The sequence below is a fragment of the Oceanobacillus sp. FSL H7-0719 genome (genome assembly GCF_045040795.1).
Classification (GTDB): Bacteria; Bacillota; Bacilli; order Bacillales; family Amphibacillaceae; genus Oceanobacillus.
This window is the reverse complement of record NZ_CP150301.1, coordinates 1,860,423-1,877,528: the sequence shown is the minus strand read 5'-3', so window position 1 is coordinate 1,877,528 and position 17,106 is coordinate 1,860,423. Positions and strand designations below refer to the sequence as shown.

Here is a 17,106-nt window from a genome sequence, read left to right as displayed (position 1 = left end):
ATAAAATAGATCATAAGTTCGTGTTAAGGGAGTGATGGAGCTGATAACATTGATAAATAGGTATAGAACAATGAGTCTCAAAGAAATTAACCAACCACCAATCGTACAAGTCTATGAAGAAGTTTTTTCTGGTTTCCGTAAAACTTTACCCAAAGGAACATGGCAAAAAGACGAAAATGTTATTATTCTAATTAGATATGTTTTGGAAATTAAATTGAGCCTAACCAAGCTAGAAATTCCTCGTATATCGAAACAAACTATTCAAGATCAAAAATTATGGGGAGCTTTAAACAGATTCAAGTCTATTAAAAGATTATTGAATTTTGTTTATCCTGGTGAATTTAATGAATTCAGTTATGAACGGGTCCCAGTAAATTATTGGGCAAATACCGAAAACATAAAGCTCAAATTTGAAGAAATACTTCAAAAAGAAAAACTACCCATTGCGGAAATTCCACAGTTTATCACCTATGATCTTTTGGTGGAATGGGGATTTTCTAACCCGTTAAAAAGACATAATCATTCCCCCTATGAACTTGTAAATGCAATGTACCCCAATGTTTTTTCACCTTTTGAATTTCGTAAAACACCTCATAAATATGCTAGAGATAACATGCATCTGAGAGAACAATTTTTAAATATGTTGCAGTCGGAAGGAATAGCATTCCAAGAGACCCCAAGGAAAGTCACCCAAGAAACTTTAAATAAATACAAGTTTAGCGGAACAATGCAAGTATATAAAAATTCTCCAGCGACCTTTATTCAAAGTCTTTTTCATAATGAATTTAAAATAGAAGATTTCAATAAGCCACAGAGACATTGGCATAATGTAGAATCAGTTAAAAAAGAGATATCAAGAATAATGGAAGAGCTAGGTATCCCATTTGCTGAACTTCCACAGCATTTAACGAAGAAGAAATATATGGAGAGAGGCCTAGGTGGGTTATTGGATTATTATGATGGTTCACCAATAAAGATTCTTCAAGCCTGTTATCCTGAAGAATTTGATATTATTGAATTCAAACGATTGCCAAACAGATACTGGTACAATAAAAATAATAGAACTCATGCATTAAGAGCATTTTGTAAGAAATATAATATCCAACACGAAAAAATTTCACTGCTCAGCAGAACTTATTTAAAAGCAAATGCACCGAGACTAGTAAGTGTACTCGATAGGCATTTTGAAAGTAAAATTCACATGTGGATTATAGAAGCTTTTCCGGATTGGAAATTAAAACCGAAAGATTTTAATTTATTAATAGGGAATGATGGACAGCTATGTGATTCTCAAGAAGAATTATTCGTACACAATAAACTATTGGAGGTTTTTAAAAGTGCAAATATACAGAGAGAAGGAAAAAGATTGATCAATGAACTCTATAATGAAACTTATATTCCCGATTGGATTATTGTAGAGAATGATAGTTTGAAAGTTATTATAGAATATTTCGGATTATACGGTAGCAGTAAATTTGCAGGTTATACAGAAAGAGCAGATAGAAAAATTACTTATTATAAAACCCTAAAAGGATACCGTTTTATTGCTATTTTTCCTGAAGATCTGGGTAGATTGGATTCCATCTTGGTATAGTATTACGAAAAAGATAGATAGGAAAAGAAAGTTAAGGGATTATTTAATATACAATTCAATATTACTTAATGGACGAAGAAAAGGTAACTCACCCGGCCAATATAGGCAAAGACTCATGTCGAAATATCAGGCACTAAAAACAAAAAGTCCCCCTGAAAGGTTGATTTCGGAAGCGTTATTGCAATATCGTTGGGAACAATTGTAGCGATAATTGCAATCGTTGTCGCCAACAGAAATAAGAAGTAACCGCCTGTCCCGACCAATGGATAAGGCAGTTACTTCTTATGCTTTAATTAAGGTCACCGCTCATTTTGCGGCGTGCAGTTGCAACTGCTCGGGTGTTAGCGCACCCGGGCTATTCTTATTATATGTCTTTCCTAAGGCAAGTATACCTTCTTTTGTAATGTCTTTCAATAATAATTAAATAACATTATATATTGATATAGTTTTAAAAGTGAAAAATAACTTCATTTTTCATTATAATCTATCTTAACCACAGATTGTGAATGCGATTCGTACCCAGTTCCCATCTTTTCAGCTGAATTGTAATGCACTGCATCTATTGCTTGTAAAAAAGTAAAATAAAGAGCATTTCCTATTATTAAACTTTCACAGTTTTATAGGAGAATCAGCTCAACATAGGCTATAATAAGACGATAAAGGTATTAAGTCATTTATACTAGTTTGTCTTGCATCAAGAATAATAAAGCAATGGAAGAGGGATGAAAATTGGAGCACAAAAGGGAGAAAAGCAGCAAGAAAGAAAATACAGCCAACCGGCCGGAAAAAGCTGTAAATAAAAATACTAAATCAAGGATGACCCTGAGAAAACAAATATTTGGTGCGCTTTTAATACTTATTATATTTACAGGGTTATCGGTTTCTGCGGTAAGTTACTTTTCAAGTGTTCGGATAACCACGGACGAGCTGACAAGAACAATTGAAAGTCAAATGGAGCAAACAAACAATACATTTGAAGTTTTCTTTAAGAATATTAATAATTTGGTTGATCGCTATTCAACAAATACGCTTCTAGTAAATTATGATTCCAGCAATAGAGCTGAAATTCTTGAAAATCTGGAAGAAACGAAAAACGCGGATGAAACAATCGCCTTTATTTATGCAGGGATAGAAGAAACAGAGGAAATGATTGATCCAGCAGGTGATCTGGATGCAAGTTATAATCCTACAGAGCAAGCATGGTATCAGCAGGCAGTTGAGGCAGAAGGGGAAACCGTATGGACTGAGCCTTATAATGATGAAGGGACAGGGGAGATGGTCATTACCTCTGCTCGTGCGTTTTATGATAATAGTGAGCTCGTCGGTGTCTTTGCGCTTGATGTTTCTATTGACACGCTTCTGACAATGATTAATGAAGTTGAAATCGGTGAAACAGGCTATGCTTTATTAATGGATGATACAGGCAATTACTTGGCACATCCAATCGAAGAATATATTGGTGAAGATGCATCTGGTCAGAGCTTCTATCAAGATATGGCTGCAATAGGGGAGCATGGCTCGGTGGATTATGCAGTAAATGATGAGAAGATGGTTATGGGCTATGTAACAAACGAAACAACCGGCTGGACATTAGGTGGCGTAATATCAGCTGATGAATTAAAGGAAAAGGGACAGGCAGTCATTCTTCCTAATTTGATTACTCTTGTCCTTGTACTCCTCATTTCAATTGTCGTAGCATTTCTTGTTACTAACAAAATTGCGAAACCAATTGAAATTGTAGTAGAACGAATGAAGCTTATTTCAACTGGAGATCTGACGAAGGATGATTTACAGATGAAGGCAGCGGCTGAGATAGAACAATTAATTCAAGCGACAAATGATATGGGCAGGAATATACGAGATATCTTAAAGGAAATAAATGTCGTTTCTAAAACGGTACGTGATCATAGTGAAGAATTAACAGAGACGACAAAAGAAGTTAAAAATGGGACAGAACAAATTGCGATTACAATGGAAGAGCTGGCGAATGGGTCTGAATCACAGGCTAATCATACTTCCGATTTGTCAGAAATGATGTTGACATATGCCAAGGAGGCAGAGGATGCCTATCAATCTGGAGAACTTACACATCAGCAATCAAAGCAAGTAATTGAAATGACGAATATAGGAACAGAATTAATGGAGCGCTCCATGAATCAAATGGAGCGAATTGATACTGTTGTTCAAGATGCTGTGCAAAAAGTAAGAGGGCTTGATAAGCAGTCACAAGAAATATCTAATCTCGTCTATGTTATTGAGGATATCGCGAGTCAGACAAATCTTCTTGCATTAAATGCAGCAATTGAAGCAGCTAGAGCAGGAGAACATGGGAAAGGCTTTGCTGTAGTTGCAGATGAGGTGAGGAAGCTTGCTGAGCAAGTAGCAAACTCTGTAGGCAACATTTCTGATATTGTCAGTAATATTCAAGGAGAAATTAATCTGGTCACTGGGAATCTAGAAAGTGGCTATCAAGATGTCACACGTGGCTCCGCACAAATTGGGGAGACAGAGGAAAAGTTCAATGAAATCCGACAGTCAGTGACAGGGATGGTCGAGGGTATGCAGGCAATTACCTTAACACTGGCTAATATCTCAGATAACAATAAACAGGTAAATGCATCGATTCAGGAAATAGCGGCAATCTCTGAAGAGTCATCTGCAGGTATTGAAGAAACCGCAGCTTCTGCAGAAGAGTCAGCAGTTTCCATTAATGAGGTTTCAGAACGGTCTGCAAAATTAGCCCATTTAGCGGAGCAATTGAATGGGTTAGTACAACGATTTAAAGTATAAGAATATAGAGTAAAACATTCGCTTGTCTGGCAGCCTGAATTTAGGATTCAGGCAAGTGAATGTTTTTATTTACACTGGAACAAGAACTCATCCTATCAATGAAATGAAAAGTCCCATATGAAACTGGTGTTTCACACATGCATTCAGAGCGAATCTATTTAGTTTCGAACACCCGAAAATCTGTCAATTGTATGTCCGTCATTCGATAATTGAATAAATCTTCCAGCAGTCATCCCCTTGACTCGAACCCTTCAAATTGTTATCATTTTTCTATTGTTTAAATATAAATAGCTACATCTTGTATAAGTCCAGGAATATGGCTTGGACGTTTCTACCAGCTACCATAAATAGCTTGTCTACAAGGGATGGAGATTTACGATTATTTTCTATACCCTTATCGTTACTATGGCATGCTGGAAAGAGTGGCCAAGGTTATTTTATACAAAGTAGCAAATAGGGGATACGATACATCATGAAAAACTTTTTTAGATTTACCGAAAGAAATACATCATATAAACAGGAGATATTCGCAGGGCTGACAACCTTTCTTTCTGTTTCTTATATTTTAGTCGTAAACCCGCTCATCCTCAGCCAAGCTGGAATGGATCGGGGAGCTGTATTTACAGCTACGGCACTCACTGCAATTATTGGTTCCCTATTAATTGGGCTGCTCGCGAATTATCCAATCGCCATTGCACCAAGTATGGGACTGAATTCATTCTTTACCTTTTCTGTTGTTATAGGAATGGGGATTGAATGGCAAGTTGCTTTAACGGGTGTTTTTATTGCGGGAATAATCTTTATGATTTTGAGCTTAATGAAAATCAGGGAAAAAATTATTAATGCGATTCCCGAAGATTTAAAGCATGCGATTGCAGCGGGGATTGGTTTTTTTATTGCATTCATTGGTTTCAAAAATGCTGGGATTATTGTTGCTGACCCAGATACGTTTGTTTCGATTGGCAACTTGACATCGCCTGGGACCGCATTAGCGATTGTTGGTCTCGTCCTCACAATCATAATGCTTGTTCGTGGTGTGAATGGAGCAATTTTCTATGGGATGGCGATTACCACAGTTATTGGCATGCTCGTTGGTTTGATAAAGATTCCATCCTCGATTATTGGGTCGATTCCAAGTTTGGAGCCAACATTTGGTGCTGTGTTCATGAATTGGGAGGCGATTTTTACACTTGATGTTTTAGCAGTCATTTTTACCTTTTTATTTGTTGCCTTTTTCGATACCGCTGGTGCTTTAATTGCACTAACGAGTCAGGCTGGAATTATGAAAAATAATGAGATTCCAAAAATAGGCAGGGCACTGCTTGCTGATTCATCAGCAGGAGCGATTGGAGCGGTACTCGGAACCTCCACACCTGCAACAAGCGTTGAATCATCTTCAGGGATTGCGGTTGGAGGCAGAACCGGATTTACAGCGTTGATTATTGCACTTTGCTTTGCGATTGCATTATTTTTCTCGCCAGTGCTTGCAGTGATAACAACGGAAGTTACCGCGCCTGCGTTAATTATTGTTGGAGCTTTAATGGCAATGGATATTAAAAATATTAACTGGAGTAAAATTGAAGTTGTCATTCCGGCCTTTTTGACTATTATCATGATGCCGCTGACTTCAAGTGTAGCGATGGGACTGGCTTTTGGATTTATCCTTTACCCACTTTCTTTACTTGTGCAGAAGCGTCATAAAGAAGTGCATCCAATCATGTACGTGCTTTGTTTATTATTTATTTTGTACTTTATTTTTATTGTATAAAGGAAATGAAATAAACCTCAGGGATTAATGAGCCCTGAGGTTTTATTCTGGAAACTGTCAGCGAGGCACTGCGCAAGAATTTCGTTCGACAAGTACGGGTTCCATTTTTTTATTGAACTGTTGCATGCTTATTTCCTCATTGTTCTCCACTAGCCTAATCATTGACTGCACAATTTCTGAAGCCAATTGTTCAACAGGCACGCCGATGCATGTTAACGGTATTTCCATATCAGCCATTTGCGGAATATTATCGTAGCTCATAACAGAAATGTCCTTCGGGATACTTAGGCCCTTTTCAGAAATTGCCCGGATAATGCCTGAGCTCAAATCATAACTGCCGCCGATAATTACAGTTGGACGGTCTTCCAGTTTTAATAACTTATTTGCTGCTATGTAGCCGTCATATAAATTAAGACCTTCTGTATCGATTACGTAGTTATTATCAGTAGGAAGTTCATGGTTCTGCATTGCTTTGTTAAAGCTTTCATTCTTCTCCACTTGCATCGGATCGGCAGATGAAAGATTGCCAACATAAGCTATTTTGCTGTGCCCTAAGCTTGTTAAATATGCTACAGCCATATTCATTGCTTTTTCATAGTTTGGATCGATTGTTGGATACATTTTGCCCTCATCTATCACACCATAGGATAATAAAGTCAATGACTCTGCTTCGATGGAAGCATTAAGATTTTCCTCAAATAAAATAATGCCATCCACCTGAAAACGTTTAAAGGTTTCCATTGCATTTTCTACTGGGTCGACGGAAAGAATCATAGAGTAGGGCGTCTCGTTGATTTCATTGCTTATTTTTGTTACTAATGTGGATAGAACAATTCTATCAATGGTTGGCCAGATAAGCCCGATAACCATCGTTTGATTGGAAACTAGACTGCGAGCTGCAAAGTTTGGCTTATAACCCATTTCTTTAGCGAGCGTGATAATTTTCCGCTTCGTTTTTTCCTGGACCAGAGGACTGCTATTTAATGCTTTTGAAACTGTAGAATAACTAACCCCAGCAACAGCGGCAATATCTTTAATCGTAACTTTCATTTCTTCACCTAATCCTCAATATTTTTAATGGAATGTCTGTATTTAATTTAAGCATTGTGTATATAAAAGGGGAAAATAAAATAGATATGTTCCCTTTCATTTTATTCGTTTATTCATAATAATACAACGATTTATAGCAGGCAATTAATCATCTAACATTTTAAACCATACGAAAATACTAATCCTTGCATTTTATATAAATCTAGTTTACCATAAAAAATAACAACGTTGTTACCGTAAAATGAAAGCGCTATTTTTACACGCATATTAGGGCAGAATACACATTATGAAAATACTGTGTATTACTTCTCTTTTCCGTAAAAATAACAACGTTGTTATTTTTACGGAAAAGAGTTGTTTCCAGAGAGTGAAAGCGGTATATCTGATAAAGGATACAATCAGTTTCTTTAATCCTGACTTTCATGCAAAAGAATTAACTTTAATGGGCAGCCGCAATGCAATGAAAACGGATTTTGAATAGGTGATTGATTGTTTAGAAAAAGGTCTCATTAAAGATTCCTATGTAACAAATCGAATTGAATTTGAGGAAGTGCCAGCATTTTTAAAAGCAGGTAATTTCAGAACAAATAAAACAATAATTTCTTTGTGAAAAAATGATAAAGAAGAGGGGATATAAGGATGGAACAGCTATTAGCAGTATTTGAGGAAATAAAAAATGGAAAGCCAAACACAGATTTTACAGATGTTAAGGTATATGAGAAATCTTTTACGGAACATGATGGGGTTCGCTTAATTATCGTAAAAGATGCGGATGGAAAGAAACTTTTAGCCACGGGTTCAGGAAGCTTGTTTGATGAATTAGCTGGTGAAATGATGGAAGGGAAAGGCAAGGTTTGCCCGCTGTCACATGAAAATCGTCTTGTACTAAATCGCTACTTTGATTATACAGTGCCCCAGGCATTCGGAAAAGAAATAGCGACAATGGGATTAGGTGACAGACTAGGTCTTGCATCACCAGGACATATTGAGACGATTAGAAACCGCAATATCAAGCCAATTCTCGCACAGCAAAGTATTCGTGAATTAAATCTGACAGATCGCTCGATGACAGATATTGTAGATGCTGCAAGTTTTGCAGTTTTTCAGGAAGGTTATAAAGGCGGATTTGGAGCAGACGGTGACCATCTGAAAGAGGAGGAAGATATACAACATGCACTCGCTATTGGAATGTCGATGCTTACTTTAGACTGTTCGGATTATATTGTAAATGGCATTTCAAACTTGACTGTAGATGAAATCCGTGAAAAATATCAAGCATTGCCTGAAGAAACAAGACAGCACTTTGAGAATAATTATTTAGATAAGACCTTTGATGCAAATGGTGTTGCGATTTCATTTGATGAAGAAGAACTGATGAAGAATGTCCTTGTATATGAAAAGGCAATTGATTACATGGTACATGTTTATAACAGCTATATTCGCAAAGAAACAAGAGCAATCGATTTTGAAGTTTCAATTGATGAAACAGAAACAATTACTTCACCAGCAGAGCATTTCTTTGTTGCAAAAGAATTACTGGATCATCAAGTTGACGTAACAAGTCTTGCACCAAGATTTTGCGGAGAATTTCAAAAGGGAATTGACTATATTGGTGATGTGAAGCAATTTGAAATCGAACTAAGTGAACATGCAAAAATTGCTGATTACTTTGGATATAAATTGAGTATCCACTCGGGCAGTGATAAATTCACGGTATTTCCAATCATTGCAAAACATACAGGTGACGTCCTGCATGTGAAAACAGCAGGGACAAACTGGCTGGAAGCAATCAGAGTTATTGCAAAAACAAATCCGGAATTATATCGGGACATGCATGTTTTCGCTTTGGAAAACTTCAACGAGGCATTGAAGTATTATCATGTGACACCAGATTTGGATAGTATCAAACCGTTGGATGCTGTTTTGGATGAGGCGCTTTCTGATTATATGAATGATGACGCAGCTAGACAAGTTTTCCATGTTACCTATGGTCTTATTTTAACAGCAAAAGATGAAAAAGGATCCTATTTATTTAAAGACAAGTTTTTCGCAGAGCTTGATAAACATGAAGAAGCATACCGTACTGGACTAGAAAAACATATCGGCAAGCATCTGGAATTATTAGGGTTTTAATGGAAACCGGAAAGAAATTTAGCTGTTATTTGTGTAATTCATATGCACAGATAACAGCTTTTTAACATAACTTAAATATAATTAAAATAAATCAATTGATAAACCAATTGGTAAATATGCCGTTCTTATCCATATAGTACATGCATAACCTGTTATCAGGTGGTGATAATGATGTTTGAAATTTACGATGTTGCGTTGATTCCTCTTATCGTCGGCTTGGTTCAGGTTTTGAAAACGATGGGATTAAGTAGGAAGTTCCTGCCACTTGCAGCAATTATTTTTGGGATAGGCGGTGGGATCTTTTATGTCTATCCAGATGATATTAAGGGTGGAATTATTGTGGGGATAATGCTCGGGTTATCCTCAAGCGGTTTATATAGTGGGACAAAAAATACATTTGAGAAGCAAGGAGAGTGTGATTCTTAGACAGAAAATCTCGAATAAGCTTTATTTGAACTCTGAAATATCTCGGAGTTCTTTCTTTTGCAGAGATATTGAATTGAAATAATGAAAGTGTGTGTTCCTGATTTTCCTGGCTGGTTAAAGGTTTAGCATGATAGTGCCGATATAGATAAAGGATGAACTGCTTAGAGGTGGAGAACAAGGAGAATAGCTGACAAGTAAACATTCATAAAGACAATTAAAATTGATGTATACATATCAACCCGAAATAAAATCGGGTGACTGACTTGCAGTTTCTCTAGCGATGTAAAATGGTCGCAGCCTTCTAACAAGTTCTTTATGTCATCGAAGACTTGAAAAAGGAAAGAAAAGATTCATTTGCTGCGGTTTATGATTGCAGGAGATTTCTAGATAAATGCTGGGAAATGAGAACGAACTGCTTGTCCTGAAATGATGGGATATAGCGGTTATTTTTTATTTCTATCAGTAATTTTCCTGGTTTACGAGCATGTTTAGAGGGAAGAATACTGGTATTTTTTCTCAGATATTGCCACAGCTCTTGAATTATCAACGTTTTACCCCCATAATAATAGAGGGAATACCCGATTGAAAGGTGAATACAGATGAAGAAGATTGGAAGAAACCAACCATGTCCATGTGGAAGTGGGAAAAAGTATAAAAAATGTCATGGTGCATCAAATGTAGTTAATAGGAGTCCAGTGCATGATAACGCTGAATTAGAGCAGCTGCATACGGGCTTGATTGAATTTACGATAAAGAATTATGAAGATAAATTGGCTCAGACGGTACAGAAATATATTCAGCCATCTATGCTGGAAGACAAGGAACTGCTGAATTCATATATGACAGGCTTGAGTGCTTGGGCGATTATGAATGAGCCAATCGAAAATGACCAGACAATATTTGAGATATACGCTGAGAAGCAAAACTCGAATATTAATAAAGAAGATGTGAAAAATACGTTTGCGTCATGGAATAAAGTCATTCCATCTATGTATGAGATTATTTCTATTACAGAAGAGAAGTTAATTCTAAAAGATCTGCGCACAGAAGAAAGATTTATTTTATCAGGGAAAAAAGGAAAGAATTTAAATGCTGGAATGATTGTAATCGGAATATTACTTCCTTATGCAGATCAGCATGCTTTCTTCCTTTCGGTGATTGCATTATCTGGGGTAGAGGCAGAAGTTATTCAGCTGCTGGAGACGTTAACTGAAGAAGAGCTTATAAATTCTTACCCTGATGTTTTAGCGAAAACATTGCAAGTAGAGCCAGTTTCAATGGACTTGGAATGGAAAAATCCGCTGCATGAACAGGTTGCAGATCTTTTCACAGAGCATGCAATTGAAAAAGGGATTAATGAAAATAATGTCTCAGTAGGTGTAGCGCTGTGGAAACTATTCACAGAAAAAGAAAATCCTGCATTTAAAAAGCCTGAAGCCTATGCGGCTGCATTGGAATATATGATGCAGCATGTTGTGCTAAAAGAATTGCAGCAATCACAAAAAGAGCTTGCAGAAGAGTATGGGACAAGCCCTGGTACTTTATCAAAGAATTTTAGAAAGATGAATGAAGTATTGGATGAGGAATTAAAGAAAGTTACAGCTGAAATGGCAGAATAAAAAAGTGAGACAGGGGACTGATCCCTGTCTCTGTTTGAAGCGGGACAATTTGGGAATAACTCATTGTCCCGCTAGTTTACATATCTTCGTCTTCGAATAAATGCTTGCCAGATGATCCGCAGTTCGCTGATTACGATTGCTGCAAGGATGAGGAAAACTCCAAACCAGCGTGAGGCTGCGACATATTCAGCAAGACCAATATAGGCAACGATTACGGAAACGGGAAGCTCGATTGCTCCCAGAATTGTTGCTAAACTAGCGGATAAATATGGTGTGGATTTTGCAAAAAGAAGTGGTGTTAAAACCAGTCCACATAGTGCAAGTGCCCCGGCATAAATCCAAATGCTCGCACTGCTGAAGATTCCAGCATGCAGCGTTGCGTGCGGCGGGAAAATAATAAAGATTAATAATGCTGCACCTGTTACCATAATGGGTGAACGAATCGTTGCTGGAATATCGACTGCAACCTTGCCGCTGACAATAATAAAAGCGGAGTAGGTGAAAGCAGAGCCAATCCCTAAAAGGAAGCCAATCAGATTAATTTCATTTAGTCCACCATTAAATACATCAGCTGCAAATACCACACCAATTAGAGTGAGAAGGACGGTAATGACTGTTTTTCCGCTTGGTTTTCTTTTATAAAAAATCCACTCAAATAATACTCCAACCCAGACAAATTGGAATAGAAGCATAACAGCTAGAGAAGCTGGTAAATATTGCATGGACCCATAATAGAGAACACTGGTTAAACCAGTAAAGCTGCCGGCAATCATGAGAGAGACGATTGTTTTAAAGGAGAGCTTTTTCACTGCTTGGGGGTAGCGCTTGATTGCGAAGATACCAATAATCCATAGTATGATGAGAGCAATACTAGCTTGTACGACATTAATTTCACTAAGAGACCAGCCCGCAGCATAACCTAATTTAATAAATAACGGATTTAGTCCAAAGAAAAAAGCCCCGATAGAGAAAATAATAATCGCATGTTGTCTTTTCATAAAATTTCCTCCATTTCTTTTTATATGTTATGGCATTAATTTAGTAATAAAAAGAAGGCCATCCTTACTATTATAGCATATTCAGCAAGGCTTTTGATGAAGGTTCAAATGAATAAGAAGACGTTCTGCGAAGGTAAAAACAGGAGCATTCCTTTCGGGGAAAATGCTCCTGTTTTATTTATCAGAGAATCAAAATTCATTTATAAAAAGAGAATATTATTTTACTTCCATCCGCAAATCTCCATTCAGTGCCCAGCCATTTGCTTTCAGTGACTGGTAAACAACGAGAGAGATAATGGCAGGAAGGATGATACCTAATACAATATACATAAGTAAAACCCCTGGGCCTTGATTTGCTAAAATATTCAATGGTGCAATGAAGGAGTTAAGTCCAAGACCAGCAAGCTCATATGGAACCTGAAAATCAAATAGTAAAATTGCGATTGGTGCACAAATAACAGAGGAAAGAAATGGTCCTGCTACAAGTCGCGGGTTTTTAACAATATTAGGAACCTGCACTTTTGGTGTTAAGAAGGATTGTGCAATATTTGCGCCAATATCATTTTGCTTCCATGACATAGCTGTCCATCCTGCGAATTGTGCGGTACAGCCAATTAATGCAGCAGCACTTGAAACAGGATCAAGTTGTAAGGCAATCGCAATTGCTGCAGATGATGCTGGAGACATAAGAAAAATACTCCAAATTAACGAAAGCACAATCGAACCAATGAACGGTGAGCCTTCTACAGAACTCGCAATATAGCCGCTCAATAGTTCTAATAAAGGAGTTGTGATTGCTGCGAGAAATACACCGCTCACGCCACCTGTAAAGATTGCTGCAAAGGGAATTGCCAGCATGTCAAGCTTTGTTTTACCTGCAATGCGTTTTCCAACCCAGATCGCAATGATACTGGCCAAAACTGCACTAATCGGCTGCCCGGTGGTCAAAATCCAGCTGCCATCTGTATTTATTGTGAGTGCATTCGCACCGACTGTACTTGATGCCATTGCACTGAAGATTACTAACGTATTTCCGCCAAGCTGATAAGCAATCCCTGCACCAATCGCAGGCGCAAGCATTAATTGTGCAGCTTTGCCGATTGTCGAAAAACCTTCCCAGCCTGTAAATGTACCGAATGTTTCTATTAGAAGACCAATACCTAATGTTACCAGCACAGCATTCGCCAGTCCTTGTGACCCTTTATACATTCGGTCGACCAAGTAATTCTTTGTTGATTGTTTCATTCTTCTCTTCCCCCTAATTCTAAGCTGTCTCTTCTCTTCTAAGAAATATTACTTCCTCGAAGTAAGTAAATTTATAATATAATAAATGATTTATATATTAGCGTCAATAGTTTATTAATTCAAATAATTATAAGGCGATGTTTAGAGCCTGTCCCTGAATGGTCCATATTTGCAATTTCCCTTCATACCATCTATTGTTAACTATACTATCTTCATAATTTTAACTTTTTAAGGAGCAATCAAGTATGGCGAAGAAAAAAATATCCAACTATCGGAAGGATGCAAAGTCATTAATTTTGGAAGTAAAGGAATCGGAGGAATTACTTGCTTTTTTATTAAAGGCAATGTCAAATAGAAGCAGAAACTCTGTTAAGTCTATCTTGGCAAGAGGGCAAGTAACAGTCGATGATCATATAGAGACACAATATAATTACAAGCTGAGACCCGGTCAAACGGTAACAATTTTAAAAAACAAAGCAGCAATTAAACAAAATGTGTTAATTGGGATGAATATTCTTTATGAGGATGAAGATATTATCGTGATTAACAAAGAAGCGGGACTATTATCGATTGCTACAGACAAAGAGAAGAAGCAGACAGCGCTCCATCAATTAATGGAGTATGTAAAAAGGGAGAATCCTGAAAACAGAGTATTTGTTGTTCATCGTTTGGATAAAGATACATCTGGTGTGATGATGTTTGCTAAGAGTGAACAAGTGAAGCGGAAGTTGCAGGATAACTGGAAAGAAGTTGTTAAAGAACGGACCTATGCAGCATTGGTTGAAGGCAGGGTAACCAAGCAAAAGGGCTATATCACGTCTTGGCTGCGGGAGACGAAGACACATATGATGTATTCCAGTCAAACGCCTAATGATGGCTTGCATGCAAAAACACGTTATAAACTGATTCAAGGCAATGAGGATTTTTCTTTATTAGAAGTAGAACTTGAAACAGGAAGAAAAAATCAAATTCGTGTGCATATGCAGGATCTTGGGCATCCAGTAGTCGGGGATAAAAAGTATGGTTCCAAGAAGCATCAAGCAATTGGCAGACTTGGCTTACATGCTAAAATATTAGCCTTCAAGCATCCGACAACAAATAAAACAATGTCATTTAAAGCGGATGTACCAGCATCATTCTTTAGTAAATCAAAATAAAACCGGAGCAGTCAGAACTGCCCCGGCTGGAGAAGGGTCAGTCTGTAACTGTCCCTTTTCGTTTTTCATTTTCAGATATAATATAGGCACAAGCAGCGTCGCCTGTGATGTTGAGCGCTGTTCGCAGCATGTCGAGCAAGCGGTCGATGCCAATGATGAGCGCAATACCTTCGACAGGAAGACCAACCTGAGTGAGGACCATAGCCAGCATAATGAGACCGACACCAGGTACTCCTGCTGTACCAACACTTGCCAGGGTTGCTGTTAAGATAATGAGAATAATATCCGTAAAGTCAAGATTGATAGCATAAACTTGTGCGATAAATACTGCTGCTGTGGCCTGCATAATTGCTGTTCCGTCCATATTAATTGTTGCACCGAGCGGCTGAACGAAGCTGCTGATGCTTTTACTTACACCAAGATTTTCCTGTGCAGCTTTCATAGAGATAGGCAGTGTAGCATTTGAACTGGAAGTACTGAACGCTACAGACATTGCAGGGAAAAAGCCTTTGTAAAATGTCCATGGATTAGCTTTTCCTAAGAGCCAAATTGCGAGACTGTAGACGATTCCAGCATGAACAAACAGCCCAAGAATCACAGTACCCATATATTCGCCCATTGAACCAATCGCATCGAGACCTGCTCCGCCAATTGCAGATGCAATCAAGGCAAATGCGCCATAAGGAGCAGCTTTCATAATAAGGTTTACAAGGAACATAAGAATGTCATTTGCCTGTTCAAATAAGCTAAAGATGCCATTTGTTTTCTCATGAAGAAAGGCAAGTGCAAGACCAATGAATATTGCAAATGCGATAATCTGCAGCATATCACCTGCAGACATAGAGGAGATTGGATTTGTTGGAATAATATTGACAATCGTTTCGACGACAGGTGGTGCCTCCTGTGCCTCATAATCCGCCATACTGACATCAAAAACACCTTCAGCACCTGGCTTAATGACAAAGGCTAAAGCAAAACTAATACAAATGGCAATCGCAGTCGTAACAAGAAAGAAAGTTATTGTCTGAATGCCAATTTTTCCTAGCTTTGCCGGCTCACCGAGACCAGCTGTTCCAAGTACAATGGATACAAAAACAATAGGGACAACAAGCATCATAATTAAATTGATAAAAATTTGTCCAACGGGTGTCAGTACATACGTATCAAGCGGTGAAAAGATACGCTCCGGGATAAAAGTAAATATAATACCAGCAATCACACCCAGTACAAGTGCAATTAATATTTTCTTCGTTAAGCTCATATTTACCACCCTTCTGAAAAGGACAGGCCAAGGAAGCTGCTGTCCTATTATTAAACGCAACCACTCTGATTAGAAAAATACATTAAAGTAAGCGATTACATTTTTAATAATATATTCAGTCGATGGTGAACTAGAACTTTTATTTGGGATATCCACGTGGTTTGTCCTTGAATATCGAGGTAATAATAGTCAATCTCTCGCTGCTTCAGCTATCCAACCATCAAAAGCAGCTGCTGCTTCATTATTCGCAAGTAAAGCGAGGACCTCAGCAGTTGACAATGCGTTACATAGATCACTGATACATGCTGTACCAAGAAAATATCCAAGTCGAGTATAGCCAAAGTGCTTGCCGCCTGATAATCTTAACCATTCCTGTTCCAAGCCATCTGCTTTATTTTCTAAATCGGTTAAAAAGGTTTGGGCAATTTCTAATGTATTGTTTTTGCAAAACGTCAGCCATTTATCTCCGCTATAATCATAGGAATAATAAATGCTCTCCTTATATCCAGGCGATATCAGTTGGGAGAAGTAAGTTGCGATGCCCTCTCTGTAAACAGAATGACGTACATCATCCCAATTAATGGAAAGCCAATCAATCCCAGCACGATCCAATAAATGATTATGATAGCTATGAACCATCTCATGCGTGAGAATCACCTCTAAAAGAGCCGGATCAGGATGTAATTTTTCAACTGCCAGGTAAATTGCTGAATGATGGTCTACAAATGCATTTGAAGCATATAAACCGACAAAAACATGTATCGGGACATCAATGGAAAACCCAAAGTAAGCCTCACATCCTTTGCTGACTTTTTCAATTACATCCGGCAGCAAGTTGCCTGCCATTTTAATCTTTGGCAGATCATCATAATAGCGTTTAGTAGCATTTATTATTTTATCATTTGTTTTTTTGCAATAGCCATTAAAATATGTCTGAAATACATCAGGCGTCCGTTGATGATATTCGTTTAAATTAAAATTGGAATCATTCTCAAATAAGTGCAGAAAAGATTCAATTGTATTATGAACACGCATGGAAGCCCTCCTCTATCTGAAGAAATCTAT

Annotated in this window: 12 protein-coding genes and 1 riboswitch; of the genes, 7 read left to right on the top strand and 5 right to left on the bottom strand. The window is 37.7% G+C overall.

Features of this window, described 5'->3' with window-relative positions:
• Positions 1-70: 70 nt before the first annotated feature.
• From NST93_RS09935 to NST93_RS09925, 3 genes are all read left to right on the top strand, one after another.
• Positions 71-1,594 (top strand): hypothetical protein, encoded by a 1,524-nt coding sequence (locus tag NST93_RS09935; RefSeq protein WP_405103646.1) that lies wholly within the window; start codon positions 71-73, stop codon positions 1,592-1,594.
• Positions 1,595-2,323: 729 nt separating this feature from the next.
• Positions 2,324-4,384: a methyl-accepting chemotaxis protein gene (locus NST93_RS09930; RefSeq protein WP_405103644.1), complete on the top strand. Its 2,061-nt coding sequence runs from the start codon at positions 2,324-2,326 to the stop codon at positions 4,382-4,384.
• A 278-nt stretch (positions 4,385-4,662) separates the two neighbouring features.
• A riboswitch (purine riboswitch) is annotated at positions 4,663-4,763 on the top strand.
• A 93-nt stretch (positions 4,764-4,856) separates the two neighbouring features.
• Positions 4,857-6,152, top strand: a complete 1,296-nt coding sequence (locus NST93_RS09925) for an NCS2 family permease (protein WP_405103642.1) — start codon at positions 4,857-4,859, stop codon at positions 6,150-6,152.
• A gap of 57 nt (positions 6,153-6,209) precedes the next feature.
• Here the strand turns inward: NST93_RS09925 and NST93_RS09920 are convergent, their stop codons facing one another.
• On the bottom strand, positions 6,210-7,202 hold the full coding sequence (locus tag NST93_RS09920) for a LacI family DNA-binding transcriptional regulator (protein ID WP_405103640.1): 993 nt from the start codon (positions 7,200-7,202) through the stop codon (positions 6,210-6,212).
• A 639-nt stretch (positions 7,203-7,841) separates the two neighbouring features.
• On the opposite strand from NST93_RS09920, the gene NST93_RS09915 reads away from it, so the two are divergent.
• The 3 genes from NST93_RS09915 (at position 7,842) to NST93_RS09905 (ending at position 11,380) form a co-directional block, all read left to right on the top strand.
• A complete protein-coding gene (locus NST93_RS09915) occupies positions 7,842-9,335 on the top strand; it encodes a tagaturonate epimerase family protein (RefSeq protein WP_405103638.1) in 1,494 nt (497 codons plus the stop codon).
• Between the two features lie 171 nt (positions 9,336-9,506).
• Entirely contained in the window at positions 9,507-9,761 is a 255-nt protein-coding gene (locus NST93_RS09910) for a hypothetical protein (RefSeq protein ID WP_405103636.1), read from the top strand.
• Between the two features lie 599 nt (positions 9,762-10,360).
• Complete coding sequence (locus NST93_RS09905) at positions 10,361-11,380, top strand: YecA family protein (RefSeq protein WP_405103635.1); 1,020 nt, start codon at positions 10,361-10,363, stop codon at positions 11,378-11,380.
• Between the two features lie 71 nt (positions 11,381-11,451).
• Here NST93_RS09905 and NST93_RS09900 read toward each other — a convergent pair whose 3' ends face one another.
• Together NST93_RS09900 and NST93_RS09895 are read right to left on the bottom strand one after the other, a co-directional pair.
• The gene (locus tag NST93_RS09900) at positions 11,452-12,378 is read right to left on the bottom strand and encodes an EamA family transporter (RefSeq protein WP_405103633.1); all 927 of its coding nucleotides are present in this window, start codon (positions 12,376-12,378) and stop codon (positions 11,452-11,454) included.
• 216 nt (positions 12,379-12,594) lie between these two features.
• Complete coding sequence (locus NST93_RS09895; RefSeq protein ID WP_405103631.1) at positions 12,595-13,623, bottom strand: PTS transporter subunit IIC; 1,029 nt, start codon at positions 13,621-13,623, stop codon at positions 12,595-12,597.
• A 245-nt stretch (positions 13,624-13,868) separates the two neighbouring features.
• Here NST93_RS09895 and NST93_RS09890 point away from each other — a divergent pair, with 245 nt between their 5' ends.
• Positions 13,869-14,780 carry an RluA family pseudouridine synthase gene (locus tag NST93_RS09890; RefSeq protein ID WP_405103629.1) on the top strand — a complete coding sequence of 304 codons (912 nt, stop codon included), beginning with the start codon at positions 13,869-13,871 and terminating at the stop codon, positions 14,778-14,780.
• Between the two features lie 37 nt (positions 14,781-14,817).
• On the opposite strand, the gene NST93_RS09885 is transcribed toward NST93_RS09890, so the two are convergent.
• Together NST93_RS09885 and NST93_RS09880 are read right to left on the bottom strand one after the other, a co-directional pair.
• On the bottom strand, positions 14,818-16,041 hold the full coding sequence (locus NST93_RS09885; RefSeq protein WP_405103627.1) for a dicarboxylate/amino acid:cation symporter: 1,224 nt from the start codon (positions 16,039-16,041) through the stop codon (positions 14,818-14,820).
• A gap of 189 nt (positions 16,042-16,230) precedes the next feature.
• Positions 16,231-17,076, bottom strand: a complete 846-nt coding sequence (locus NST93_RS09880) for an aminopeptidase (RefSeq protein WP_405103625.1) — start codon at positions 17,074-17,076, stop codon at positions 16,231-16,233.
• Positions 17,077-17,106 lie beyond the last annotated feature (30 nt).

Excerpts from the sequence above, each read along its gene's own strand:
- NST93_RS09910 (WP_405103636.1), top strand. The coding sequence starts at position 9,507 with ATGTTTGAAATTTACGATGTTGCGTTGATTCCTCTTATCGTCGGCTTG.
- NST93_RS09890 (WP_405103629.1), top strand. The coding sequence starts at position 13,869 with ATGGCGAAGAAAAAAATATCCAACTATCGGAAGGATGCAAAGTCATTA.
- NST93_RS09935 (WP_405103646.1), top strand. The coding sequence starts at position 71 with ATGAGTCTCAAAGAAATTAACCAACCACCAATCGTACAAGTCTATGAA.
- NST93_RS09915 (WP_405103638.1), top strand. The coding sequence starts at position 7,842 with ATGGAACAGCTATTAGCAGTATTTGAGGAAATAAAAAATGGAAAGCCA.
- NST93_RS09900 (WP_405103633.1), bottom strand. The coding sequence starts at position 12,378 with ATGAAAAGACAACATGCGATTATTATTTTCTCTATCGGGGCTTTTTTC.
- NST93_RS09905 (WP_405103635.1), top strand. The coding sequence starts at position 10,361 with ATGAAGAAGATTGGAAGAAACCAACCATGTCCATGTGGAAGTGGGAAA.
- NST93_RS09880 (WP_405103625.1), bottom strand. The coding sequence starts at position 17,076 with ATGCGTGTTCATAATACAATTGAATCTTTTCTGCACTTATTTGAGAAT.
- NST93_RS09925 (WP_405103642.1), top strand. The coding sequence starts at position 4,857 with ATGAAAAACTTTTTTAGATTTACCGAAAGAAATACATCATATAAACAG.
- NST93_RS09885 (WP_405103627.1), bottom strand. The coding sequence starts at position 16,041 with ATGAGCTTAACGAAGAAAATATTAATTGCACTTGTACTGGGTGTGATT.
- NST93_RS09895 (WP_405103631.1), bottom strand. The coding sequence starts at position 13,623 with ATGAAACAATCAACAAAGAATTACTTGGTCGACCGAATGTATAAAGGG.
- NST93_RS09920 (WP_405103640.1), bottom strand. The coding sequence starts at position 7,202 with ATGAAAGTTACGATTAAAGATATTGCCGCTGTTGCTGGGGTTAGTTAT.